The organism is Heyndrickxia sp. NPDC080065, assembly GCF_050281185.1.
Lineage (GTDB): Bacteria > Bacillota > Bacilli > Bacillales > Bacillaceae_C > Heyndrickxia.
Genome location: NZ_JBNNWS010000008.1, coordinates 1 through 25,879 on the forward strand (window position 1 = coordinate 1; position 25,879 = coordinate 25,879).

Consider the following 25,879-nt stretch of genomic DNA (forward strand, 5'->3'; position numbering starts at 1 on the left):
TCGTGAGATACGCTGATGACGCTCTCATCTTTGTAAGGAGTGAGACAGCAGCACACAGAGTGATGAAATCAATCGTGAGATTTATAGAAGAAAAACTAGGATTAATAGTCAATGTGCAGAAGAGCAAAATCTCTCGCCCAAAAGATTTAAAATTCTTAGGATTTGGGTATTATTACGATACTAAAAACATGAGGTATCAAGTAAAACCCCATCTCAAGTCAATACAGAAGTTTCAAAGGAAGCTTCGAAAATTAACAAAGCGAAACTGGAGTGTTCCGCTAGACTTCAGAATTTTAAAACTAAAACAAGTCATATTTGGGTGGGTTAATTACTTTAGAATCTCGAATATGAAAAAAGCAATGAGTGGAATAGATAAGAAGCTTCGCTCCAGAATTAGAGTCATTATCTGGAAGCAATGGAAGGTACCAAAGAAACAAATAAAATCGCTTATTCAATTAGGGATTCCTGAGGAAGAAGCGAAAGGATTAACCTTCTGCCGAAGAGGTTACCGGTACATTGGACTATCAAAAGTTGTCCAAAGAGCAATCTCAAACAAAAAACTAAAGCAGAGGGGACTTCCCTCCGCCTTAGAACATTATCTAAAAGTACACACTGTAATATAAATTGAACCGCCGTATACGGAACCGTACGTACGGTGGTGTGAGAGGGGCGAAAATAATTAAATTATTTTCCCTCTACTCGATTTTGACTTACAGCAGTCAAGAATAAAAAGTTATAAATTGATAAAACATAAAAAAAAACAAAAAAGGGGATCTAGTCATTGAAGAACTTTAAACCCATACAATTTAATTTTTTAAATAAAAATTCAACTAAAGAAAAATTGACATCTGCTGAAATGGGGAAACTTTGGGCAACTTATATGGGAAATAGTATGTCCAGAAATGTTCTTAAATATTATCTTAAACATATTGAGGATCAAGATATCAAAAATATTTTAGAGTTAGCCTTAAATTTAAGTGAGTCATTCGTGTCAACAATTAAAGAAATATTTATTGCGGAAAGCTTTCCGATCCCAGTCGGAATTACCGAGGATGATGTCGATTTAGATGCCCCAAGATTATTTTTTGATGAGTTTTATCTTCATTACTTGAAATATGCTGGTAAAGCCGGCCTTAGTATATATTCAATTGCCATTCCCTTAGTTACAAGAGAAGATGTAAGAGACTTCTTTATTTACTGTCTTAACTCTACAGTAAAACTTTTAACTGAGGTCAATATTTTATTAATGGAAAAAGGATTTTTAATAAAGCCTGCACCTATTCCTATTCCAGAAAAAGTAGAATTTATAAAAAAACAAAACTTTTTCAAAGGCTTTTTTGGAAACATTAGACCTCTTCATGCTTTAGAGATTGCACATCTTTACGATAATATTGAGAATGATGTTACAAGCAAAGCGTTAATTATAGGGTTTAGTCAAGTAGCTAAAGACAAACAAGTTCGCCAATTTTTTTTAAGAGGAAAGGATATAACTAACAAACATGTTGAACTCTGTTCAGAGCAACTGCATAAGGAAAACTTACCATCTCCTATATTCTTGGATCATTTAGTGAGTACTTCTACTACTACCCCATTCTCAGATAAATTGATGTTATCTCATAAAATTGACATGTTTTCAATGAAAGTAAGATCCTATGCGAATGCCCTATCCCTTAACGGAAGACTTGATTTAGCTGGAATGTATTCAAAATTTTTGATGGACAATGGACTATATGTTGAAGATGGAACAAATATTATGATTGAACATGGATGGTTTGAGAAACCGCCGGAAGCCGTGGATAGAGATAACCTTTTTGAATGACGACAGAAAGCAAGGATTTTAGTTTAACGGGTTCGGTTGATGGGGAGAAAAATGCTATTAACTATGTAAATAACAAGCTAATTAGCATATATTTCAACAGTAAATTGATAATAAAAATGGAAAGTAAAAACGCTCAGATTTTTCTGAGCGTTTTTTGATACTTTTTACCAAAATAAACTAAGAGAAGCGAGAGAAAAACGGATGAGGTCAAAAAAATACAGTATGTGTTTGCATTAAAATATTGCTTGTTAACGTGTATGGACATAAAAGAAGTGATGCTATCAATATACTGCCAGTCTATAAAACCATAATCTTTTTTGTATGTTTCTGCCAAAACATTTTTATATCTTAGAAATGAACTCCTTTGATAAAGAATTGAAATCACCAAGTGAATTAAGGTAGCTAGAATTCCAACTAATAATACAACAGGTTTAATATTATGATAATTAAAAATTTTTGTCCATAAATATACTAGACAGCAAAACATAATAACAATAATACCCAATAATAAAATTGCTGGGTTCCCATTCCCTGATGTTTTACCAGGTTCGGGATTCATTAAATTACATATCCAAAATATCGGTATCGCTATGATGATTATTCCTATTATGAAAAATATTTTTCTTTTTATAAAAAGCCACCCCCATATCCCTTTATACGTCTAGCCTGCTTCGTTTAAGAACATCATTTCATATTTTAACACGAATTTTCCAATTTCCTTTTAAAAATAAGTTCGCTTGATAAAGGGAACTACCTTGGACAACCCAATCCACAATAGTTTTAGCATGGGTTTTAACAACACCGCATAAATTTATGCGCTGGCATCAATTTGTATGCGTGTTGAAGTGTTAATTATTATGTTAAATTCGTTTTATCGTTGTTATAACAACAAAAAGGGGGACACCAATTCATATACGAATTGTGTCCCCAATTAGGTTGTTAATTAACGTTTTCTCCCCAATAACCGAACCCGTTAATTTTAGTTTCTTGCTTTTTTTTATTTTGAATGATAGTATTCTAAGCAATTAAGAGAAATGAAAAATGGCGGGTTGTTATTTTGAGGATAGAAGACTGCCAAAAATAAAAATGGAAAAAACTTGATTAACAAAAAAATTGATAAACATTAAAAATTAAATAAATTATCCTTCGGGGCAGGGTGAAATTCCCTACCGGCGGTGATGAAGCTCAAGCTTCTTAGTCCGTGACCCGGTTGACATTTGTCAAACGGTGGATCTGGTGAAACTCCAGGGCCGACAGTTAAAGTCTGGATGGGAGAAGGAAAAATAAAATGCAATTGGTATAGGACCATAGTCTCTACCTTTATTTACTTATGCATGAAAAATAAGGATTGATATACGTCAATACCTCTATTTTGTTATTCATGAATAGTGATAGGTGAAGTCTATCTTCAACCTTTATTTAATTATTGCCTTTTTAAGAACCCCTGAAGTGAAATGATTTTTACTTTAGGGGTTTTTTGTATTTTAAATACTTTGTAAGGAGTACAAATGATGAATGATCAATATTATATGAAGCTTGCTTTAGACCTTGCAAAGAGCACTCTCGGACAAACAACTCCAAACCCAGTTGTGGGAGCGGTAATTGTCAAAAACAATCAGGTAGTTGGGATGGGTGCCCATTTAAAAGCTGGTGAATCGCATGCTGAAGTTCATGCGTTACAAATGGCAAAGGAAAATGCTATCGGCGCCACCATGTATGTAACTCTCGAGCCTTGTAGTCATTTTGGGAGAACTCCGCCGTGTTCTGATTTGGTGATTAAATCCGGCATAAAAAGAGTGGTAGTGGCAACAACGGATCCCAATCCAAAAGTAGCAGGAATGGGAATTGATAGAATGCGAGCGGCAGGTTTAATTGTGGAGGTAGGATTGTTCAAGGACGAAGCGGATCAATTAAATCAGATATTTTTCCATTTTATTCAGACGGGCTTACCTTTTGTAACATTAAAATCCGCTACTAGTTTAGATGGGAAAATAGCTACTAGAGAAGGAAAAAGCAAGTGGATAACTGGTAAAGATGCAAGGGATGATGTTCATTATTTTCGACATACACATGATGCGATTTTAGTCGGAGTGAACACAGTTTTAAAAGATAATCCTAGTTTAACAACAAGACAAACAGGTGGAGGGAAAAGTCCTGTAAGAATCATACTAGATACCAATTTGCGAACCCCTCTTGATTCGAAAATAATCGAAGAATTGCAGGCGGAAACATGGATTGTCACTGGTTCAAATGTTGATGAAAAAAGGCTGGTTCCATATAAAACGAAAGGAGTTCATATTTTGAAAATGGTTACTCCATCCATCGAAATAAAAAGTATGTTAAAAAGAATTGCTGAAATGGGTATCAGCTCTATATTTGTTGAAGGTGGAGCAGAAATTCATGGAAGTTTTTTGAAGGAGCGTGCATTTCAACAGGTAATTACTTATATCGCTCCCAAGTTGATAGGTGGCCGGCTTGCTCCTACCTCATTTGGTGGGGAGGGGATCGCTGAAATTGATGATGCCATCCAATTAGAAATTAAAGAAATTAAGGTCATTGGCAAAGATATACGATTAACAGCAATACCTTTGTAAAGGTGGTGAGAAGTACTTGTTTACAGGAATTATTGAAGAAGTAGGGACAATCAGCAGTATTAAGCAATCTGGAAACGCAATTGAATTAAGGATTTATGCAAAAAAAATTCTAGAAGATGTTCAGTTTGGAGATAGTATTTCGGTTAATGGTGTCTGTTTAACGGTTACTACATTTTCAAAAAGCGAATTTCAGTTGGATGTAATGCCTGAAACAATCAAATCAACTAGTTTAAAACAACTAAAAAATGGTTCTAAAGTTAATTTAGAACGTGCGATGTCAGCGAAAGGTAGATTTGGCGGACATTTTGTTTCAGGACATGTGGATGGAATTGGAATTATTAAAAGAATAAGGCAAGTAGATAATGCGCGCTACTACGATATTGAAGTCGAAGCAGCATTGCTTAAATATATGATACTAAAAGGTTCTGTTGCGGTTGATGGTACTAGTTTAACTATATTCGGGGTTAGTGATCAGTCATTTACTATATCCTTAATACCCCATACATTATCCGAAACCATCCTTAATGAAAAAGGTCTTGGTGAAGTGGTGAATATCGAGTGTGATATGCTCGGAAAATATATGGAGCATTTCCTTCACACCCGCCTCACCAATTCTCCAAAAGTTAATAATGCTTCAATTTCTTATGACATGTTAAAAGAAAATGGATTTGTTTAAGGGGGTATTTCAACAATGTTTGATTCAGTAGAAGAAGCTATAGCAGAGTTAAAGGCAGGAAAAGTGATTATCGTTTGTGATGATGAAAATCGTGAAAATGAAGGCGATTTTATTGCATTAGCAGAAAAAGCAACTCCTGATGTGATTAATTTTATGATTACACATGGCAGAGGACTTGTTTGTGTTCCAATAGAAGAACAGCTATCAAAAAAACTCCAACTAACTCCAATGAATGATCATAATACCGATCAATTTGGAACAGCTTTTACCATTAGTGTGGATCATATTTCAACAACTACTGGAATTTCAGCATTTGAACGTTCTGCAACGATAAAGCAGCTAATGAACGAGGAGTCCAGAGCTTCTGATTTTAAGCGGCCAGGTCATATTTTTCCCTTAATTGCGAAAGAGGGTGGTGTGTTAATTAGACCTGGACATACTGAAGCTGCAGTTGATTTAGCTAAACTGGCTGGAGCATCGCCTGCTGGTGTTATTTGTGAAGTAATTAATGGGGATGGCACAATGGCCAGAGTACCTGATTTAAAATTGATTGCAAACAAGTTTCATTTGAAAATGATTACGATCCAAGCTTTAATTCAATACCGAAAAGAAAAGGAAAGTATGGCAAGTTCTAACTAAAAACATATCAAAGGAGAAATAAAAATGGGAAGCATATATGAAGGAAATTTAGTAGGTACAGGACTTAAAATAGGCATTGTCGTAGGAAGATTTAATGAATTTATAACAAGCAAGTTACTCGGTGGTGCTTTAGATGCTTTAAAAAGACATGGTGTGAATGAAGAAAGTGTAGATGTTGCTTGGGTTCCAGGTGCATTCGAAATTCCTTTAATCGCCCAAAAGATGGCGAAATCAGACCGGTATGATGCGGTGATTACTTTAGGGACAGTGATAAGAGGTTCAACACCGCATTTTGATTATGTTTGCAATGAGGCGGCAAAAGGTGTGGCAGCTATTTCATTAAATACTGGGATTCCAGTGATTTTTGGCATATTAACGACTGATTCAATCGAACAAGCCATTGAAAGAGCTGGAACAAAAGCGGGGAATAAAGGCTGGGATGCCGCTGTTTCCGCGATAGAAATGGCTAATATTACTAAATTGGTTTGAAATATGAATTTCTAAAATATTTTTATTAAACTCCTCAAGTTAACTTGGGGAGTTTTCTATATAATTTCATAAAAGTCCTTTCATACTAGAAAAATTGTGGAATTCGAAAACTGTAACTTCTTTGTCACCCTTAATATTTGTTAGTATTCTATACTCATTATTAGATTAATTACAGCAGAGGACGAGTCACAAAGATGCAGAGGTTAAAATGAAGGCGGTTTGTGATAATTATTACATTCATTATTATAGGATTTCAGTTTCATAGTTATTCTTTACATATGGCTCTTTTCTTATACTATGTTGCTATTTGTAACAAAGTAAAAATCGGCAGTAGGATTTTTACGGTTGTTTTTGCGTTTATATAATTAGTATGGGATGAAGAAAAGAGCACGAAACCAATTTAGTTAAGTATTGAGCTATTTACGAAAAGCAACAATCTTTACGAAAATAGCCTTACATAACAATTAGCAAAAGTGGTCGAACCTGTGGAAATTTAAAAAGGGAGTGTCAAAATGAGCAAGAAATCTATAAATTCCTTATTATGTATATTATTATTATCAACTGTTTTGTATGTAGGCTGGGTTTATGTATCAGTAAAAAATGCTGTTTCAACAATGATTGGACCAGTTGGAAGTGATTATCAAGTTGGATTTTTAGATAAAAATACTGATATGCACTTGAAGAAAAAAGGATGAAATTATATAATTTTACAAAACACTAATTGTAAAAATTTAATAATCTACCCCCATTTAAACCTCAGATAAGCAGCTAGAATTTTAGGTTAATGGGGGTAGTTCGATTTATTTAATCATATATTTAGTGTAAAAAACAACAGGAGGTTTGCTATGCCTTCCATTCTATTATTAGAGGACGAAATGTCTATTCGAAGCTTTATCAGCTTAAATCTTAAAAAGGCTAATTTAACGGTCTATGAAGCAGAGACAGGAGAAGCTGCACTAGACATTTTTCAAAAACATAAAGATATTGATATTGCCCTTCTAGATGTTATGCTGCCAGGGATTGATGGATTTGAGGTTTGTAAAGAAATTCGGAAGCATGATAAACGTATGGGTATTATTATGTTAACTGCAAAAGCACAGGAAGACGATAAAGTTAATGGACTTGACACTGGTGCTGATGATTATATTACCAAACCTTTTAGTATTCGGGAATTAGAAGCAAGAATTGGCTCATTATTAAGGAGACTAAAAGCAGTAAAACGTTCTGTACCTGAACAACAGGTCATATCAACCCCTCCATTTTCTTTAGATATAAAAAAGAATACACTATCTAAAAATAATCAAATAATTAATTTGACCCCAACTGAATTCGATTTAATAAAATATTTAATGGAAAATGAAAATCAACCAATTTCAAGGGACCAATTATTGGACCAAGTATGGGGAAAAACATTTGTGGGAGATTTGAAGATTGTGGATGTTAACATCCGTAGAATCAGAAAAAAAATTGAAGAATGTCCATCTGAACCAAAATTTTTAAAAACATATTGGGGAGTAGGATACATATGGAAGTACGATAAAAAACTTTAAAATTAATGAAAATTAAACCTAAATATATATTGGATTAATGCTATTTTTGAATAAATATAGTTGTGGTATATCTTTTTTTCTATTGTTTTTAGTGATAGACCTAATATTTATTTTCTATCGTCTCAAAGCCTAGTATCTCTTTAATAAAGATCTAGGCTTTTGTGTTTTTAGTAACTTAATATAAAATAGTTACTTAGGTGATCGTTCTTTGCTATACTGCAATATAAATGGACAGAAAAAAGGTGACTTAAATGAGTAATAATCATAAATCAGATTCTGCAAAGAAAATACAATCAAGTCGGCTTTGGCTTGTGATTGTCTTAGGTGCATTATCTGCTTTCGGACCTCTCTCTATTGATATGTATTTACCTGCATTACCAAAATTAACAACAGAATTAAGTACGAATACATCGGTTGCTCAGCTAAGCCTGACAGCTTGTCTGATTGGGCTTGCATTAGGGCAACTTTTTGTAGGCCCACTAAGTGATGTTCGTGGACGAAGAAAGCCTCTTATTTTAGCTCTTGTCATTTATTCTATTGCTTCATTGCTATGTGCTTTTAGTCCATCTATATGGATGCTTATTGTTTTACGTTTCATCCAAGGTGCTTCTGGAGCAGCTGGGATTGTGATTTCAAAAGCTTCTGTGCGTGACATGTATTCTGGATCAGAGTTAACGAAGTTTTTTTCGTTATTAATGTTAGTTAATGGAGCTGCACCAATTCTAGCACCCATCGCAGGAGGACAACTCTTAAGCTTTGTTTCCTGGCGTGGAGTATTTATTGTACTTTTTATTATTGGAATCCTAATGTGGTTAGCCGTTACAATTGGGTTGCCAGAAACATTGCCAAACAATCGTCGATCAAAGGGGGGGCTTAATCAAACTCTTTCGACCTTCCGTATCTTAGTGACTGATCGGGAATTTATGGGATATGCAATGTCTCAAGGCCTCGTTTCTGCAGCGATGTTTGCTTATATATCGGGTTCACCATTTGTATTGCAGGAAATATTCGGAGTTTCACCCCAAATGTTTAGTATTATTTTTGCTATAAATGGGATAGGGATAATCATTGCCTCACAAATTACGGGCCGGTTGGCTGGAAAAGTTTCTGAATTAAAGTTATTTATCGTTGGCATTAGTTTGGCTGCAGTAGGTGGGGGTGTACTGCTTCTCGTAGTAACATCCGGAGCAGGTTTAATAGCAGTTATTCCATCCCTTTTCATAGTTGTATCAAGCGTAGGTGTAGTGGGGACAACATCATTTTCATTAGCTATGCAAAATCAAGGAGAATCTGCAGGTAGTGCTTCGGCATTACTGGGCTTGTTACCGTTTATTTTCGGAGCGATTGCGGCACCATTAGTAGGTTTAGGGGGAAGTCATACAGCATTGCCAATGGCCATTGTTATAGCAGTTTGTGATATTGGAGCTTTGGTGTTTTATGCTCTATTGATTAGGAAGAAAAAAGAGAGAACGGTTCATCAACATTCTCTTTAACTAAAGCTTTCTAATAAAAATATGAGTCTCCTGAGTGAGGCTCTTTTTTTTAATGTAGGAAAGAATAAAATTTACTAAGGTTACTAGACGTGAAAAGTGTCTGCTGTGTCTAGCTCTAGCGCTTGCACTTTTCTTATTCGAACATTTCAATAAAATTCTTTGCACTTTTTGATAAGTAGCGATCCTTATTCCATATTAAAGCAGATTCTCCTTTGATTGTGGCATCTTCAATATCAAGTATTTTTACATTTGGTGTTTGAAAAGAAAATAATGTGTATTTTGGAATGATGGTTGCACCGACTCCTGTAGAAACGAGAGATAAAATCATGGAGACATCCGGGCATTCGCAAACTACCTTTGGATCAAACCCATGACGCCTGCATTCATCAACTACTAATTCATACTGACCTGAACCTTGGATACGATGCAATAATAAAAGAGGAATGTCTTTTAAGTGTTTCATCACAATCTTTGAATGGGAAAATTCGGATTTATTTCCCCATTCCTCTGGAATAACTGCTACATAAGGATCCTTCGATAGACGGATGAAGGAAAAGTCGGTTAAATCCATTGGTAAACGAATGATACCAACCTCAATCTCCATATTTTTTAATTGCTGACCGATCACAAATGAATCTCCTTCTCTTAACTGAAGAGTTACAAGTGGAAATTTCTTTAAAAAAGCACGTATTCTTTCTGGGAAAAATGAAAAGCATGATTTAGATGCACCTAAGGCCAGAACCCCTCTTATTCCTTCTTCTGTTTCCTGGACTTCAGTAATTGTTTCTTCAAATTGACGTAATAGCTTTTTCGCATTTTTATAGAGAACGATTCCAGGCTTGGTTAATTCTAACTGTTTTCCGTTTCTTTCTAATAAAGTTACACCAAGTTCTTGTTCGAGAAGCTTGAGCTGATGACTTAAAGGAGGTTGGGCCATATGGAGTTTTTTTGCTGCACGAGTAATTTGCCCCTCCTCAACAATGGTTGAAAAGTAACGTAGCTGCCTAATATCCAATTTCAAAACCTCCATTTTTTAATCATGCCCTTATACTAAGCTCTGCCTGATTAAAAAGTACAAAAGACATTCATACTTTTTAAATATGGAAATCAAATTTTTAAAATATTATAAATATATTCTAACATATGCTACATTCAAATTGTAAGGGTTTTCAATATAGGGATAAACATTAAAAAATAATTAAGGAGTGTTGTAGACATGACATTGCTAGACGAGGCGAAACAAAAATTAAGAGGCTCAATCGCACCGATTGTTACCCCTTTTCATTATGACTATACGATTGACTTTGAATCATTTGAAAACCTTATAGATTGGCATATTGATAGTGGGACTCACGCAATATCTGTAACAGGTACAACAGGGGAGCCCAGTTCATTATCGATAGAAGAGCGAGTTCGTGTAATGGAGACTGCAGCGAAAAAAATTGGCGGAAGGGTGCCTTTTGTTCCTGGAACAGGATCCACTAACCATCAAGAGACTCTTTATTTAACGAAAAAGGCTCAAGAAATCGGTGCAGATGCAGCACTAGTAATTGTTCCATACTATAATAAGCCGTCACAGCATGCGCTTTATAAGCACTTTAAAACAGTCGCTGATTCAGTTGATATCCCCATCATTGTGTATAACATCCCCGGAAGAACAGCTACAAATCTTCATGTAGATACACTTGCGAGACTAAATGAAGACTGTCCTAACATCATCGGCGTAAAAGAATCCAATAAAGATTTTGAACATGTAAACCGAGTTTTATTGAAGTGCGGAAGAGATTTTCTTCTCTATTCTGGAATTGAACTATTATGTTACCCAATGCTGGCAATCGGCGGGGCTGGACATATAAGTGCAACCGCAAATGTCGTTCCCGGAAAAATTGCAGAATTGTATAATTCCTGGACAAAAGGGGATATGAAGGAAGCTTTAGACCTTCATTTTGAATTAATGAAGCTAAATGATGTCCTATTTAAAGATACGAATCCAGCCCCATTAAAGGCTGCATTAGGAATGATGGGAAAAATCAAACCAGTATTGCGAATGCCTATGGATTTACCTACAAAAGAATTGCAAGACGAAATTCGTGAAGTATTGCAACAACATGTAACCTTACCAGATGAGATAGTGGCAAAGGGATAGGAGGATAGAAATGAATTCAGTAAATAATATCCAGCTTTATATTAATGGTGAATTTGTAAATGCGGCATCTGGAAAAACATTTGAAAATATTAACCCGTATACAAATGAAATAATTAATCATATTGCAGAGGGGGATGCAGCAGATATCCAAGCAGCTGTGAAAGCGGCAAAAAATGCTTTCCATGGTGATTGGGGCAAACTGAAGGTAAGTGAGCGCTTATCGTATATTAAAAAAATTGCTGATCTAATTGATGAACATATTGAAGAAATCGCCCCCTTAGAATCATTGGATACTGGGCTTCCAATCAGTCAAACAAAAAATATGGTAGCTCGCTCCGCACAAAATTTTCGATTTTATGCGGAAATGGTTTCGAATCGTTTGGTAGGTGAAGCTTATCAAGTTGATGGAGAATTCATCAATTATACCATTCATAAACCTGTGGGCGTAGCAGGTCTGATTACTCCATGGAATGCCCCTTTCATGCTTGAAACATGGAAAATTGCCCCTGCTTTAGCAACTGGAAATACGGTTGTTTTAAAGCCTGGTGAATGGTCTCCATTAACAGCGAACCGACTGGCTGAAATTATTGATAAAGCAGAGCTTCCAAAAGGTGTATTTAATATTGTCCATGGCTATGGAGAAACAGCAGGAGCAGCACTTGTTGCCCATCCTGATGTGAAATTGATTTCGTTCACGGGAGAAACAACCACTGGTTCAGAAATTATAAAAAATGGTGCTGATACATTAAAACGTGTTTCAGCAGAACTAGGTGGAAAATCACCAATTATTGTTTTTGAAGACGCTCACTTCGAACGTGCACTAGATGCGTGTACATGGGGGATTTTCTCTTTTAATGGTGAAAGATGTACTGCTAATTCAAGACTTTTTATTCAAGAATCGATCTATGAAAAATTTGTTGAAGCATTAAAAGAAAGAGTTCAACAGATTGTAGTCGGTGATCCATTAGACAAACAAACAGAGGTAGGACCGTTAATACATGTAGACCATTTAAATAATGTAAAACAATATCTTGAAATAGCGAAACAAGAGGGTGCAGAACTATATAGTGGTAAGATTCCCGAGCATTTGAAAAATGGAAATTTTGTACCGCCAACATTACTTTTAAATGTTACAAATGATATGAAAGTAGCCCAAGAAGAAATATTTGGTCCAGTCATGGCGGTTATGAAATTTAAGGACGAAACAGAAGTAATTAAATTAGCAAATGATACGAAATATGGACTCGCTGGCTATGTTTGGACAAATGATCTTCAACGTGGACACCGTGTAGCACAAGGTATTGATGCAGGGATGCTTTGGATTAATTCGCAAAATGTTCGTGATTTACGTATTCCATTCGGAGGAAGTAAATATAGTGGAATGGGTCGAGAAGGGGGACACTACGCTTTTGATTTTTACACCGAAACACAGGTAATCCATGTTGCCCTTAGTGAACATCATATTCCACAGTTTGGAAAAAAGAAAAATTAGAGGAGAGACGATAGATGCCGGCTAAAACAGGAAAAGAATATATTACACGATTAAAACAGGCTAATAACAATATTTATATCCATGGTGAGAGAGTAAAAGATGTGACAGAACATCCATCATTTAAAAATGTCATTCAATCTATGGCACGATTATATGATCTTCAATATGAAAAAGCAGATCAAATGCTTTATACGTCTCCAACTAGTGGAAATAATGTGGGGATGACCTTCCTTCAACCAAAGACCATCGATGACTTAATAGCTAGACGAGTAGCAATTACGGAGTGGGCAAAAGTCTCGGGAGGAATGATGGGGCGTTCACCAGATTACTTAAATGCCGAGGTAATGGCAATGGGCGCAGCATATGATTTTTTTGCTGAAGCCGATCCGAGACTTGTTGAAAACGCAAAAAATTATTACGAATATGCCCGTGAAAATGACATCAGTTTGACCCATACGTTGATTCATCCTCAAGTGAATCGTGCGAAAGCACAACATGAACAGAAGGATGCAAATGTAGCTCTCCATTTAGTAGAGAAAAATAAAGATGGAATCATTGTTGATGGAATACGACTGCTTGCTACACAAGGTGGAATCACAGACGAAATTCTTGTCTTTCCTTCCACCGTTAAAAAAGCAGGAGAATTGGATGATCCATATTCTCTAGCGTTTGCGATTCCGAATAATACACCAGGCTTGAAGTTTATAAGCAGAGAGTCATTTGATTATGGGAAAAATCAATGGGATCACCCGCTGTCATCTCGATTTGAGGAAGGAGATGCAATTGTATCATTTGAAAATGTCTTTGTACCTTGGGACCGCGTTTTTGTCTGTGGCAATTCCTCGATTTGTAATCGAACCTTTCGGGAAACAAATGCGGTTGTCCATATGGCTCACCAAGTAGTAGCAAAAAACATAGTGAAAACTGAATTTCTTCTTGGATTAGCTCTTTCGATAATGGATGCAATAGGAATTGACCAATTTCAGCATGTTCAGGATAAAGGAACAGAAATTATGCTTGCTCTTGAAACGATGCGCAGTCATTTATACAGAGCAGAGCATAATGCTAAACCCGATAAATGGGGAACGATGACACCTGATTATGCTGCACTTGATGCGGCACGAAATTGGTATCCAAGAATGTACCCGCGACTAGTAGAGATTTTACGTATTCTTGGAGCATCAGGATTAATGGGAATTCCAACACAAGCAGATTTTCAAAATGAAGATATTGGTGCTTTAATTCATAGAGGTTTACAAGGCAAAAACCTTGAAGGTTATGAACGTGTTCAATTATTCAGGTTGGCATGGGATATGACGATGAGTGCCTTTGGAAGCAGACAAATGCATTATGAATATTATTTCTTTGGAGATCCAGTTCGAATGGGAATGACATATTTTGATGGATATGAGAAAGAGTCATATAAGGAGATCATCCGAGAATTTCTTGGTCAAGGAAATCTGGGCAAATCAAATATTTTAAATGTTTAATAACGGGGTGATGGATGTTGAATTTTAATATTATTCGTACTGCCAGAGCAATACTGAATGTTACAAATTTAGAAGAGTCCAGGCGTTTTTATGTTAATGCTCTTGGATTTGTTGAAACTGAAAGCGATGATACTCATATTTATTTACGCGGGCTTGAAGAGCATGTTCATCATAGTTTAGTACTGAAAAAAAGTGATCACCCTAGTGTAGAGGTGATTAGTTATAAAGTATTTTCTGAGGAAGATTTAGAAGCATTATCTGTTTTCTTTAATAAAAAGGGATTAAAGACAAAATGGCTAGAGCCAGGTGTTCAACATGCGATAGGAAGGACATTAAGGGTTCAAGATGTGTCGGGGTTACCTGTAGAATTTTTTGCGAAAATGGAGACGGTTGATCGATTACTTCAGCGATATGATTTATATAAAGGAGCGAAGGTTCAACGAATTGACCATTTCAATTGTGCAGTGACAGATGTTGAGAAAGCTTACAATTTTTATATTAAAGAATTGGGATTTGCTTGTTCAGAATACACAACAGCAGATGATGATAAGATTTGGGCTGCATGGCTGCATCGTAAGCCAACGGTTCACGATGTAGCTTTTATGAATGGAGTAGGTCCACGATTACACCATATAGGCTTTTGGTTAAGCGATCCAATGAGTGTTATTCATACATGTGATGTACTAGCATCAATAGGCTATGGAACAAGTATAGAAAGAGGTCCTGGACGTCATGGCCTATCAAACGCATTTTTCCTTTATTTGCGTGATCCAGATGGGCACCGAATTGAACTTTATAATGGTGATTACTTAACAAGTGATCCAGATTTTAAACCTGTTCGATGGGATATCGATGACCCGATGCGGCAAACATTTTGGGGACATGCAGCACCAGATTGTTGGTTTAATGAGGCATCAACTGTATTAGATGTTAATACCGGAAAAGTAGTCGATACAAGTGATCCTCTTTTAGAAAAGAAAAAACCATCGATCATCATTTAAATAATGGTTATTTTAATGATTATTGTTGATAAAATCGCCTGTAGGGTAGGCGTGAAGCGATTTCTATACGGAGTATAACTAGCTGAACGCATACCCTACAGGGCTTTTTCAGAAACAACAACATTGTCTAACAAAGCCTAAATAAAAAGGAAGTGGTGAGATGAATAAAATACGGTTCAAGCTCCGCGGCAAACAGTCGTTAGAAGAAGCAACTATAGATGATCAAGGATTTTCTCTCCTAATCAATGAATCTAGTTACAATATACATCAGCTGCCGTGGGATGTTCCCGTTGATGGAACAATTTATGGAACTTTATATAATTATAAGGAAACCCTTAAATCACAAGCTGACCAATTTTATGAAGAGCCTTACAAGGTTCCACCGAAAGCACCAATTTTATATATTAAGCCAGCGAATACATTCATCGGCTATAACATGCCAATACCGCTTCCGAAAGGCGTGCAAGAACTAGAAGTAGGGGCAGCACTTGGGATTGTTATCGGCCGGACTGCTAAAAAAGTAAAACAGGATAAGGCTTACGACTATATATCTGGTTACACAATTGTGAATGATATTAGCATTCCTCATAAAAGCGTATATCGGCCAGCTATAAGTCAAAAATCAAGAGATGGATTTTGTCCGATAGGGCCATGGATTGTTGAAAAACAAGAGGAAGTCAATCCAGATAATATGGGAATAAAGGTATTTATTAACGAAGAGCTGCGTCAGGAAAATACAACAGCTAATTTGGTTCGCAATATACCATGCTTAATTGCTGATATTACAGAATTTATGACATTAAATGCTGGTGATACTTTATTAGTCGGAATACCGCCAAGTCCACCTTTAGTTAAAGCAGGAGATCGAATTAGAATCGAAATTGAGCATATAGGTTACTTGGAAAACACAATTGTTCATGAGGATGAGTTGGTTTTGGGGGTGAAAGTGTGAAAAGGGCACGGGTCGCATATATGGGTTCTGTCCATGATGCTTATGAAAAAGATGGGGAACTTAGATTAGATGATGGAAGAATTGTTTTCCAACATGAAGTGGTTTGGCTCCCGCCAATTATCCCAAAAACAATATTTGCTCTTGGTTTAAATTATGCAGATCATGCAAAGGAACTTGACTTTAAGGCACCTAGTGAACCATTAGTTTTTCTAAAAGGTCCAAATACATTAATTGGTCATCGGGGACAAACCCGACGTCCTGCCGATGTCACCTTTATGCATTATGAATGTGAGCTAGTAGCGGTTATAGGAAAAAGGGCACGAAATGTAGAAACTAAAGATGCTTATGAATATGTTGAAGGATATACAATCGCTAATGATTACGCCATTCGCAATTATTTAGAAAATTACTATCGTCCAAATCTACGCGTAAAAAATCGAGATACATGTACACCGATTGGACCATGGCTTGTAGATGCTGCAGATGTCGAAGATCCAATGAATCTTATCTTACGAACATATGTAAATGGTAAACTGACACAAGAAGGATCAACAAAAGATATGATTTTCAGCATCCCTTATCTAATTGAATATTTAAGTAGTTTTATGACGTTAAATCCTGGAGATATTATTTTAACCGGAACACCTAAAGGAGCTGTTGACACGAAAGTTGGGGACGAAGTTGTGACGGAAATTGAAGGTATTGGACGTCTGGTTAATACAATTGTAGATGAAGATGAGGCACATTGATATAACGGTAATTTATATACATGTGGGGTGAAGAAGCAATGCCACATTTCATTATCGAGTACACTGATAATATTAAAGCTCAGACCAACATACATGATCTGCTAAAGAAAATAAATGGTGTATTAATTTCAAGAAGCGACATTTTTCCAGTCGGTGGAATCCGCTCAAGAGCAGTCGAACTGCATGATTATGTAATTGCGGATGGGGGCTATGATGATGCGTTTGTTCATGCATGTTTAAAAATCGGTGCGGGACGATCTCAGGAAGATAAAAAGGCAGTTTGCAATGAGATTTTTGAAGTAATGAAATCGCATTTTGCACAATTGTATCAAGAAAGGTATTTAGCTTTATCTCTTGAGTTGATTGAATTTAGTGAAACAGGAACATATAAATATAATAATATTCATTCGCGATATAAGAAAAGCGGAGGCGCCTTGCCCATCGACGTACGGACTGGAGGGACTTCGACTGAGATAAAGGAAACACGATGAGGCCGTGAGGGCGAATCGATGTTGACTTATCGTAGGGAGGAGTCCTGAAGTACGCTAGTCGATAGGCGCTGGAGCTAGACATAGCAGATACTTTTCTTGTCTAATATCCATAGTATACTTAATACTTTCTTACCTTATAAGAAATAAATAAGCCTCCATCAACTAAAAAATAGCTTAAAATCACCTGTATGGTATGTGTGAAGCGATTTCTTTACGTAGTAAAACTAGCTGAACGCATACCATACAGGATTTTATTAGAACCAACACCATTGTTTAACAAAGCCAAAGAATAAAGGAGGGCAAAAAATGGATGATCGAGTATTTCGAACGGCAATGGGGAAATTTGCAACAGGAGTAACCGTGATTACTACCGCTACTAATGAAATAGTCCATGGAATGACAGCAAATGCATTCATGTCAGTATCGCTTAATCCAAAATTAATCCTCATTTCCATCAATAACAAAGCAAATATGAAACAGTTTATAGAAGAATCGGGGAAATTTGCAGTTAATTTTTTATCAAAAGAACAACAAGATGTTTCAAAGTGCTTCGCAGGTCAGTTGATTGAAAAAAAAGAAATAGAATTTCAATGGCTCCATGATATACCAATTCTTCCCGATTCTCTAGTAAACATTGTCTGCAGTTTATACGATACCCACCAAGGGGGAGACCATACGCTTTATATCGGAGAAGTAAAGGATATATGCATCCAAGAAGGTACGCCACTGACATTTTTTGAAGGAAAGTACAATTCTATAGCTTAATATAAGAAAAGCGCGAGCGCCGCAGCTCTAGCGTACGGATTTCGTAGTCTTCTACTGAGATAAAGGAGACACGGCGAGGGACGAGTCGATGTTGACTTATCGTAGGGAGAAGACGGAGAAATCCGCTAGCCAATAGGCGCTGGAGCTAGACACAGCAGACACTTTTCATGACTAATACCCTTAGTAAATTTTATACTTTCTTACCTTCTAAAAAATCCTTGAGTATATAGCTACTCAAGGATTTTTTACCTAAATAATGGATTAAGCAGATGATATTTCCTAATTTCTATTCTAATTGGAGTTTTATTAACAAGATAAGCCATAAAAGCATTTAAATTACTATTCTTGAAAACTATTTTAATATAGTAAATTCAGGCGGCGTAATTATTTTTTGGAAGTTACTAAGTTTAAAGAATGAGGATTAAAAGTGGTTTATTAGTCTTGTTCAAAAGGTAAACTCTATTATGAAAGTTTGCAATTTTGCTTTTTCTAAAAATTTGGTTGACTATCTAATTATTTTTAAATTATGATATTTTTATACTGAAATAATTATATCAGACTAGGGGGAGAAAATGTGGACACAACTTTAGAAAATCAACTAGCGTCCAAAAAATCAAAAAAGCACCCACCTGGATTATACTTGTTATTTTTGACAGAAATGTGGGAACGTTTTAGTTACTTTGGTATGAGAGCTATTCTTATTCTTTATTTAACTAAATCATTAGTTAATGGTGGTTTAGGAATGAACGGAAGTACTGCACTTTTGATTTACGGCTATTTTACAGGTATGGTTTATTTAACACCACTTATTGGTGGATATTTATCTGACCGTTTCTTAGGACAAAGATTAGCAATCACTATTGGTGGGATAACAATGGCGCTGGGAAATTTCGTATTGTTTGCTCATCAAAGCTTAACAGCTGTTTATATTGGTTTAATCTTATTAATTATCGGTAACGGTTTCTTTAAACCAAATATTTCTACTGTTGTTGGTGGATTGTATTCTGAAGGTGATAAACGTCGTGATGCCGCATTTACGATTTTCTACATGGGAGTAAACATTGGGGCCTTTTTCTCACCATTAATCATTGGACTGATTACAGATAAATGGTTTGCTATTCAAGCAAATGGTGTAATCGAACATGGTTATAAATATGGTTTTCTTGCTTCTGCTATTGGAATGGTCATCGGACAAATATTTTTTAATGCATTAGGAAATCGATATCTTGGTGATATTGGTAAAAAACCAACTGGCAAGCCTGCTGTATCAGCTGCAGGAAAAAATGTGAAAACGAAGTTAACAAAGAGAGAAAAGCAAAGAGTTGGAGTAATTTTTATTCTTGCAGCATTTGTTGTATTCTTTTGGGCAGGATTTGAACAAGCTGGTGGGGCAATGAGCTTATACACTGATAAGTTTGTTGATCGTTCTATCTTCGGATGGGAAATTCCCACCTCTTGGTTCCAATCGGTAAATCCGTTATTTATCGTTTTATTAGCACCACTTGTTTCGATGCTGTGGGTCAAGCTATCTAATAGAAAAAAAGGTGATTTGGCTGTCCCAACTAAGATGGCTTTTGGTATGATCCTATTGGGATTAGGTTATATAGTTTTATTATTGGCAATTATGAAAACAGGCAGTAATGAAAGTAATATCACTGCAAAAGCAAACATTTTATTTATTGTGTTTACTTACCTATTCCATACAGTTGGAGAACTCTTCTTATCTCCAGTTGGATTGTCATTTGTCAGCAAAATTGCACCAGTAAAATTTGCATCACTATTAATGGGGGTTTGGTTAGGAAGCTCAGGTGTTGCAAACATATTAGCTGGCCGTCTAGGTGCATATACAGAATCAATGGGATATTTTGAAGTCTTTGGTTTAATTGGACTTGTAGCTATTGTCCTCGGTTTATTGCTACTCTTAATTTCCAGAAAACTTGTGAAAATGATGGGTGAGGATGAGCTAGAAAACGAGACAAAAGAACAAGAAGATAACGTCAAAGATGGTGTTTTAGGAATAAACTAAAAATTGATTTAATAAGGGGTGCTCTTTAAGAGCATTCCTTTTTTTGATGTTGGTTTCACAATAATCTAAATTGAATGTAATTTCCGAAAAAACAATTGACAACATTTAAAGAGAAAGTTATTCTGAAATTAATATAACGTAAATATGTATCTACGAGATAAAAACGTCATATAAAGTAAAGATATGTTTTTTACAATCTAGCGCAAGGAGGAATTTATGATTGAATCTGAAGATCGTTCAATAATTAAACTTCAACAGCTGCAAGGTTTGAAAAACACAGTTAATCGGGTTTATGAGCAAGTACCATTTTATCAGCAAAAATTTCTCGAACATCATATCACACCTCAAGATATACAATCCTTAGATGACATTCAAAAACTTCCCTTTACAACGAAACAAGACTTGCGTGATCACTATCCATTTGGACTATTTGCAACAAGTCAACACGAAATAGTTCGCCTCCATGCCTCATCAGGAACTAGCGGGAAACCGACAGTGGTTGGGTATACGAAAAAGGACATCGCTGATTGGTCTTCCATGGTTGCAAGAGCCATTTCTATAGCTGGAGGTAAATCTGGTGATATACTTCATAATGCTTATGGGTACGGCTTATTTACTGGTGGACTTGGCCTCCATTATGGCGGGGAAGAATTAGGTGTTACAGTTATCCCGATTTCTGGAGGAAATACCGATCGACAAATTCATATGATTCAAGATTTAAAACCAACAATTCTTTGCTCTACTCCCTCATATGCACTAAATATAGGAGAGAGAATGCTTGAACTTGGTTACAATCCTCGGGAAACTTCATTAAAGATTGGTATTTTTGGTGCAGAGCCGTGGTCGGAGAAAATGCGGACAAAACTTGAAGACTTATTTAATATAAAGGCTTGCGATATATATGGTCTTAGTGAAGTTGTTGGACCTGGTGTTGCAATGGAATGTTATGAAGGTCAAAATGGACTACATATTGCAGAGGATCATTTTCTAGTTGAAGTCATTAATCCAAGCACTCTAGAGCCGGTTCCTGAAGGTACAGAAGGCGAATTGGTTTTTACAAGCACACAAAAGGAAGCGCTTCCAATTATTAGATACAGAACCGGAGATATCGCAAGTATTACCACTGAAAAGTGTATTTGTGGCCGTTCGACGACAAGAATGTCCCGAATAAAAGGCCGTATTGACGATATGATAATCATCAGAGGGATAAATGTTTTTCCTTCAGAAATAGAACATCATCTTATTCAAATAAAAGAAATTGCACCACATTATCAAGTACATCTTCTTAGAACATCCTCATTAGATGAAACCCAGCTTCACGTTGAAATAAATGAAGACCTGTTTCAAAAATCATCCCAGAATCTTCAACATCCTTTAATACAAACACTTCAAGCAGAAATATACGAAAAAATGAAATCTCATTGTCTAGTATCTATGAATATAATCATTCATCCCCCAAAGGGGATTCCAAGATCCGAAGGAAAGGCGGTACGAGTTGTTGATCATCGCAAAAAGCTTCAAGAAAGGAGATAGTCATGAGTATTGTTGATATAAACAAATTGACAGAAGAAGAAAAGCTAGAACAGTTTATGGGAAAAATAAACAATGGTGAGAAAATTGAAGCCGACGATTGGATGCCAGATGATTATCGGATGGTGTTAATTAAACTGATTTCCATGCATGGTATAAGTGAAATTATGGGAGCATTGCCGGAAAAAGAATGGGTACCGAAAGCACCTTCATTACGTAAAAAGCTTGGCATTATGGCGAAGGTTCAAGATGAGATGGGGCATGGACAGCTTTTACTTCGTGTTGTAGAGGATCTCCTTCAGCCGTTAGGTAAAACCCGAGAAGATATCATGGAAGATTTATTTACCGGTAGATTGAAATTTCATAACGTTTTTCATATGGAGGCACCAACATGGGCCGATGCCGGAATGATCGCCTGGCTCGTTGATGGAGCTGCGATTATGACACAAACAAATATGCTTCAAGCATCCTATGGTCCATACGCAAGAGCTTTGCAAAGAATTTGTGCAGAGGAAGTATTTCATGCCCAGCACGGTGAATCCATTATTATGGCACTTGCGGAAGGGACTGAGCAGCAAAGAGAGATGCTGCAGGATTCTTTAAATAGATGGTGGGATTCTCTTTTAATGTTTTTTGGTCCTGCAACTGCACAAACAACAGGATCATCTAAACAAGATCTTACGATTAAATACAAAATACGTACAAAAACAAATGAACAATTACGCCAAAATTTTTTTACAAAATACGTTCCAAGAGTCCTTGCACTCGGTTTGAAGCTTCCAGATGAAACGATGCACTTCGATCAAGAAGAAGGTGTATGGATATATCGACAACCAGACTGGAATGAATTCAAAAAGATCATATCAAATAATGGTCCGAAATCGAAGTCTCGACTCGAACTCCGACTAATGGCATATGAGAATAATCGCTGGGTGCGTGAGGCGTTAGGTTAAAAGATATTAGTTTGAAAATAAAACTGTAATTGGTTTTAAGATAAGAAAGTTAATTCTGTCTAGCGCAAGCAGCCATCGGCTAGCTGATTTCTTCGTCTTCTCCCTACGATAAGCGGGCATCGGCTCCTGAACTACCTCGCCGTGTTTCCTTTATCTCAGTCGAAGACTACGAAGGTGAAATTGGTACTTCAAATTTCACTCATCCGTACGCTAGAGCTGCGGCGCTTACGCTTTTCTTATAAGGAGTGATTCATTTGCACGAAAAGCACAATTCCAATGACTTTTATGAGGTGTTTGAAGTTTTTAGTAGACGCACCTTTAAGTCAGATATGCTACATCAATTTAGTTTGCTTGCACCGAACCAAGAAATGGCCTTTGTTATGGCACAAGAAAATTTTATGCGTCGCGAACCAGTTGTAGACATTTGGGTAGTGAAAAGATCCGATATTCGGAAAGCCAGTGCCGAGGAAAAAAATTCTTTTTCGCGGATAGATAATAAGGATTATCGATTAACTAAAGGATATGGCTATTTAAAAAAGAAATGGCGTCAATATGAGCAACAAATATTAGATGAAAAGGAAATTATGTCATGGGGAGGAGACCAGCGTGGATCGGCAGAACGTAAATGAAAATAATGAATACAAAAGCGTACTAATCGAACTTTTATACCAATTAGCCGATGATGATTTCATTCTAGCATATCGAGGGTCTGAATGGCTCGGGCTAGTTCCGCATATAGAAGCAGATATTGCATATGCATCTATCAATCAGGATACAATGGGTCACGCTGTTATGTATTATGAGCTGCTAGAATCTCTAGATGAAGGATTAGCAGATGAACTTGCTCATTCTAGAAAAAGTGCTGAACGAAAGAATGCTATTTTACTTGAAATGGCAAATGGTACAGGAACGTACTTAGAAAAGCCAAAATATGATTGGGCATTCACTGTAGTGCGTCATTATTTCTATGACACTTATAAAAAACTAAAACTTGAAGCTCTAAAACAATCATCCTATGAACCTTTATCCCATGCTGCGATGAAAATGAAAATGGAGCAATATTATCATATTATGCATTGGAAGGTATGGTTTAATCAGCTTTGTTTAAGCAAAGGAGAAGGGAGAACGAGAATGCATGCTGCCATTCAAAGGGTATGGGATGAAATGGAAGGACTGCTAACATACGGTCCGAAAAGCAAATTAATGTCGGAATTTGGACTAATTGAAGAAGAGAGTTTGTTTAAACAACGCTGGGAAGTAGAAATGAGGAAGGTGTTTGAGGAAGTATCCCTACCTTATCCAGGGGAACCCCAAATGAAAAAAGGAAATGGAAGGGATGGATACCATACTGAGGATTTAAACCAGGCTCTATCAACTTTAAGTGAAGTGTATGAATTGGATCCACAAGCATCTTGGTAAGGGAGGAGGCAGCTTTGCTCCTAAAAAACGAATTATTTTTAAAAGTGGAAAATTGTTTGAGAAATGTAAAGGATCCTGAGATTCCGTCGGTCAGTGTGATCGATTTAGGAATGGTTGAAGAAATCAATATTCAGGATAACAAAACGGTTCTAATAAAGGCTTTGCCTACATTTTTAGGATGCCCTGCATTAGAAATTATTAAAAAAAATATCATTGAAGAGGTTCAGAAATTAACTGAGGTAACTGCTGTTGATGTGGAGTTTATTTATCATCCACCATGGACTTCCGATCGAATTACAGATGAAGGAAAAGAAAAGCTAAAGTTATTCGGTATAGCCCCACCGCCGGAGTTTATTGTTCAAAGTAACGAATGGAAAGTTGAATGTCCGTATTGCGGCTCGTATTACACAACGATGGAAAACCTATTTGGACCGACCGCTTGCCGAAGTATTTTGTATTGTAAAATTTGCAAAAACCCATTTGAAGCAATGAAACCAATTTCTAATTTAATGTAAATGAGAGGAGAATGCACAATGTACAAAATGATCGCTTTATATAAAAAACCAGAGGACACAGCAAGCTTTGATGAACATTATTTTAATAGTCATATTCCATTATCGAAGAAAATACCAGGACTGAAGAAGGTAGAAGTTACAAAAATGTCTAGTTCCAGTCCGTATTACTTAATGTGCGTTATGTCCTATGAAAGCAAAGAGGCTTTTAAAGAAGCTTCAAAGACACCTGAATCAAAGGCATCTGGAAAAGATGTGATGGAATTCGCTGGGGATCTAGTAACATTTATGTTTGGTGAAGATACGAATGATTAATTATCAACACATTCAGGTTGAACAGTTTGAAAAGATTGGAACGATACGTTTAAATCGACCGAAAGTATTGAATGCATTGAACCGAAAAATGGTTCATGAAATTGTCAATGCGTTTATAGAAATGGATCAGGATGATGATGTGAAGGTCATTGTGTTATTCGGAAATGGGAAGGCATTTGCCGCTGGGGCGGACATCGGTGAAATGGCTCAAAATGATGCGGTTGATCTTGAATTGTTAAATCAATTTGCCGATTGGGATCATCTAGCATTAATAAAAAAGCCAATCATCGGAGCAGTGCATGGTTTTGCATTGGGTGGAGGTTTTGAGCTAGCACTAGTCTGTGATCTTCTATTTGCAGCAGAAGATGCGAAGTTTGGATTTCCCGAAATTAATTTAGCGGTTATGCCGGGTGCTGGGGGGACACAGAGATTAACGAAATTAATGGGGAAAACAAAAGCGTTAGAGTGGCTTTGGTCCGGTGAAATGATGTCGGTAGAAGAAGCCGTTCGTTTTGGGATTATTAATAAGATCTTTCCTAAGGAGTTAGTAGTAGAAGAAACGATAAAGTATGCGAAAAAGCTAGCGGAAAAACCTGCACTTTCAGTACGCTTTATCAAAGAAGCTGTTAATAAAGCTATCGACTATTCTCTTTATGAGGGAATGCAATATGAGCGTAAAAATTTTTCACTATTATTCTCATCAGAAGATCAAAAAGAAGGCATGAGAGCATTTCTTGAAAAAAGAAAGCCCGAATTTAAAGGGAGATAAGGGGGATTA

General features: G+C 36.4%; 24 protein-coding genes, 2 pseudogenes and 1 riboswitch. Of the genes and pseudogenes, 25 read left to right on the top strand and 1 reads right to left on the bottom strand.

The window, feature by feature from the left end; all coding sequences use genetic code 11:
• The 9 genes and pseudogenes from ACQKP0_RS10650 to ACQKP0_RS10690 form a co-directional block, all read left to right on the top strand.
• On the top strand, positions 1 to 623 hold a 623-nt coding region (locus ACQKP0_RS10650; protein WP_427405825.1), incomplete at its 5' end, for a group II intron maturase-specific domain-containing protein.
• 158 nt (positions 624 to 781) lie between these two features.
• Positions 782 to 1,819: a DUF3231 family protein gene (locus ACQKP0_RS10655; RefSeq protein ID WP_427405826.1), complete on the top strand. Its 1,038-nt coding sequence runs from the start codon at positions 782 to 784 to the stop codon at positions 1,817 to 1,819.
• Between the two features lie 1,138 nt (positions 1,820 to 2,957).
• Positions 2,958 to 3,103, top strand: a riboswitch (FMN riboswitch).
• A 227-nt stretch (positions 3,104 to 3,330) separates the two neighbouring features.
• Positions 3,331 to 4,413 (top strand): bifunctional diaminohydroxyphosphoribosylaminopyrimidine deaminase/5-amino-6-(5-phosphoribosylamino)uracil reductase RibD, encoded by a 1,083-nt coding sequence (gene ribD / locus ACQKP0_RS10660; protein WP_427405827.1) that lies wholly within the window; start codon positions 3,331 to 3,333, stop codon positions 4,411 to 4,413.
• Positions 4,414 to 4,429: 16 nt separating this feature from the next.
• Complete coding sequence (ribE, locus tag ACQKP0_RS10665) at positions 4,430 to 5,089, top strand: riboflavin synthase (protein ID WP_427405828.1); 660 nt, start codon at positions 4,430 to 4,432, stop codon at positions 5,087 to 5,089.
• 15 nt (positions 5,090 to 5,104) lie between these two features.
• A pseudogene (gene ribB, locus ACQKP0_RS10670) lies at positions 5,105 to 5,713 on the top strand (3,4-dihydroxy-2-butanone-4-phosphate synthase); the annotation flags it as partial.
• A gap of 39 nt (positions 5,714 to 5,752) precedes the next feature.
• Positions 5,753 to 6,217, top strand: coding sequence for a 6,7-dimethyl-8-ribityllumazine synthase (ribH, locus tag ACQKP0_RS10675; RefSeq protein WP_427405829.1), 465 nt, complete (start codon positions 5,753 to 5,755; stop codon positions 6,215 to 6,217).
• A 512-nt stretch (positions 6,218 to 6,729) separates the two neighbouring features.
• Positions 6,730 to 6,912 (top strand): hypothetical protein, encoded by a 183-nt coding sequence (locus tag ACQKP0_RS10680; protein ID WP_427405830.1) that lies wholly within the window; start codon positions 6,730 to 6,732, stop codon positions 6,910 to 6,912.
• Between the two features lie 150 nt (positions 6,913 to 7,062).
• Positions 7,063 to 7,767 carry a response regulator transcription factor gene (locus ACQKP0_RS10685; RefSeq protein ID WP_427405831.1) on the top strand — a complete coding sequence of 235 codons (705 nt, stop codon included), beginning with the start codon at positions 7,063 to 7,065 and terminating at the stop codon, positions 7,765 to 7,767.
• Positions 7,768 to 8,018: 251 nt separating this feature from the next.
• Entirely contained in the window at positions 8,019 to 9,260 is a 1,242-nt protein-coding gene (locus ACQKP0_RS10690) for a multidrug effflux MFS transporter (protein WP_427405832.1), read from the top strand.
• 133 nt (positions 9,261 to 9,393) lie between these two features.
• Here the strand turns inward: ACQKP0_RS10690 and ACQKP0_RS10695 are convergent, their stop codons facing one another.
• A complete protein-coding gene (locus tag ACQKP0_RS10695) occupies positions 9,394 to 10,275 on the bottom strand; it encodes a LysR family transcriptional regulator (RefSeq protein WP_427405833.1) in 882 nt (293 codons plus the stop codon).
• A 201-nt stretch (positions 10,276 to 10,476) separates the two neighbouring features.
• On the opposite strand from ACQKP0_RS10695, the gene hpaI reads away from it, so the two are divergent.
• From hpaI to ACQKP0_RS10775, 16 genes and pseudogenes are all read left to right on the top strand, one after another.
• Entirely contained in the window at positions 10,477 to 11,406 is a 930-nt protein-coding gene (gene hpaI, locus ACQKP0_RS10700; RefSeq protein ID WP_427405834.1) for a 2,4-dihydroxyhept-2-ene-1,7-dioic acid aldolase, read from the top strand.
• Positions 11,407 to 11,416: 10 nt separating this feature from the next.
• Positions 11,417 to 12,898: a 5-carboxymethyl-2-hydroxymuconate semialdehyde dehydrogenase gene (gene hpaE / locus ACQKP0_RS10705; RefSeq protein WP_427405835.1), complete on the top strand. Its 1,482-nt coding sequence runs from the start codon at positions 11,417 to 11,419 to the stop codon at positions 12,896 to 12,898.
• A gap of 14 nt (positions 12,899 to 12,912) precedes the next feature.
• Positions 12,913 to 14,388 (top strand): 4-hydroxyphenylacetate 3-monooxygenase, oxygenase component, encoded by a 1,476-nt coding sequence (hpaB, locus tag ACQKP0_RS10710; RefSeq protein ID WP_427405836.1) that lies wholly within the window; start codon positions 12,913 to 12,915, stop codon positions 14,386 to 14,388.
• Between the two features lie 17 nt (positions 14,389 to 14,405).
• Positions 14,406 to 15,389 (top strand): 3,4-dihydroxyphenylacetate 2,3-dioxygenase, encoded by a 984-nt coding sequence (hpaD, locus tag ACQKP0_RS10715; protein WP_427405837.1) that lies wholly within the window; start codon positions 14,406 to 14,408, stop codon positions 15,387 to 15,389.
• A gap of 160 nt (positions 15,390 to 15,549) precedes the next feature.
• Positions 15,550 to 16,341 (top strand): fumarylacetoacetate hydrolase family protein, encoded by a 792-nt coding sequence (locus ACQKP0_RS10720; protein WP_427405838.1) that lies wholly within the window; start codon positions 15,550 to 15,552, stop codon positions 16,339 to 16,341.
• On the top strand, positions 16,338 to 17,090 hold the full coding sequence (locus tag ACQKP0_RS10725) for a fumarylacetoacetate hydrolase family protein (RefSeq protein WP_427405839.1): 753 nt from the start codon (positions 16,338 to 16,340) through the stop codon (positions 17,088 to 17,090). The genes ACQKP0_RS10720 and ACQKP0_RS10725 overlap by 4 nt, the downstream gene beginning before the upstream one ends.
• A 38-nt stretch (positions 17,091 to 17,128) precedes the next feature.
• Complete coding sequence (locus ACQKP0_RS10730) at positions 17,129 to 17,581, top strand: 5-carboxymethyl-2-hydroxymuconate Delta-isomerase (RefSeq protein WP_427405840.1); 453 nt, start codon at positions 17,129 to 17,131, stop codon at positions 17,579 to 17,581.
• Positions 17,582 to 17,887: 306 nt separating this feature from the next.
• A complete protein-coding gene (locus tag ACQKP0_RS10735; RefSeq protein ID WP_427405841.1) occupies positions 17,888 to 18,346 on the top strand; it encodes a flavin reductase family protein in 459 nt (152 codons plus the stop codon).
• Between the two features lie 574 nt (positions 18,347 to 18,920).
• A pseudogene (locus ACQKP0_RS10740) lies at positions 18,921 to 20,297 on the top strand (peptide MFS transporter); the annotation flags it as partial.
• Positions 20,298 to 20,588: 291 nt separating this feature from the next.
• Positions 20,589 to 21,905, top strand: coding sequence for a phenylacetate--CoA ligase family protein (locus ACQKP0_RS10745; RefSeq protein ID WP_427405842.1), 1,317 nt, complete (start codon positions 20,589 to 20,591; stop codon positions 21,903 to 21,905).
• A 2-nt stretch (positions 21,906 to 21,907) separates the two neighbouring features.
• Positions 21,908 to 22,855 (top strand): 1,2-phenylacetyl-CoA epoxidase subunit PaaA, encoded by a 948-nt coding sequence (gene paaA / locus ACQKP0_RS10750; RefSeq protein WP_427405843.1) that lies wholly within the window; start codon positions 21,908 to 21,910, stop codon positions 22,853 to 22,855.
• A gap of 254 nt (positions 22,856 to 23,109) precedes the next feature.
• Positions 23,110 to 23,484, top strand: a complete 375-nt coding sequence (paaB, locus tag ACQKP0_RS10755; RefSeq protein ID WP_427405844.1) for a 1,2-phenylacetyl-CoA epoxidase subunit PaaB — start codon at positions 23,110 to 23,112, stop codon at positions 23,482 to 23,484.
• Positions 23,426 to 24,274 (top strand): 1,2-phenylacetyl-CoA epoxidase subunit PaaC, encoded by an 849-nt coding sequence (paaC, locus tag ACQKP0_RS10760; RefSeq protein WP_427405845.1) that lies wholly within the window; start codon positions 23,426 to 23,428, stop codon positions 24,272 to 24,274. The genes paaB and paaC overlap by 59 nt, the downstream gene beginning before the upstream one ends.
• Positions 24,275 to 24,288: 14 nt before the next feature.
• Positions 24,289 to 24,789 carry a 1,2-phenylacetyl-CoA epoxidase subunit PaaD gene (gene paaD / locus ACQKP0_RS10765; RefSeq protein WP_427405846.1) on the top strand — a complete coding sequence of 167 codons (501 nt, stop codon included), beginning with the start codon at positions 24,289 to 24,291 and terminating at the stop codon, positions 24,787 to 24,789.
• An 18-nt stretch (positions 24,790 to 24,807) separates the two neighbouring features.
• Positions 24,808 to 25,101 carry an EthD family reductase gene (locus ACQKP0_RS10770; protein ID WP_427405847.1) on the top strand — a complete coding sequence of 98 codons (294 nt, stop codon included), beginning with the start codon at positions 24,808 to 24,810 and terminating at the stop codon, positions 25,099 to 25,101.
• The gene (locus ACQKP0_RS10775; RefSeq protein WP_427405848.1) at positions 25,094 to 25,870 is read left to right on the top strand and encodes an enoyl-CoA hydratase-related protein; all 777 of its coding nucleotides are present in this window, start codon (positions 25,094 to 25,096) and stop codon (positions 25,868 to 25,870) included. The genes ACQKP0_RS10770 and ACQKP0_RS10775 overlap by 8 nt, the downstream gene beginning before the upstream one ends.
• Positions 25,871 to 25,879 lie beyond the last annotated feature (9 nt).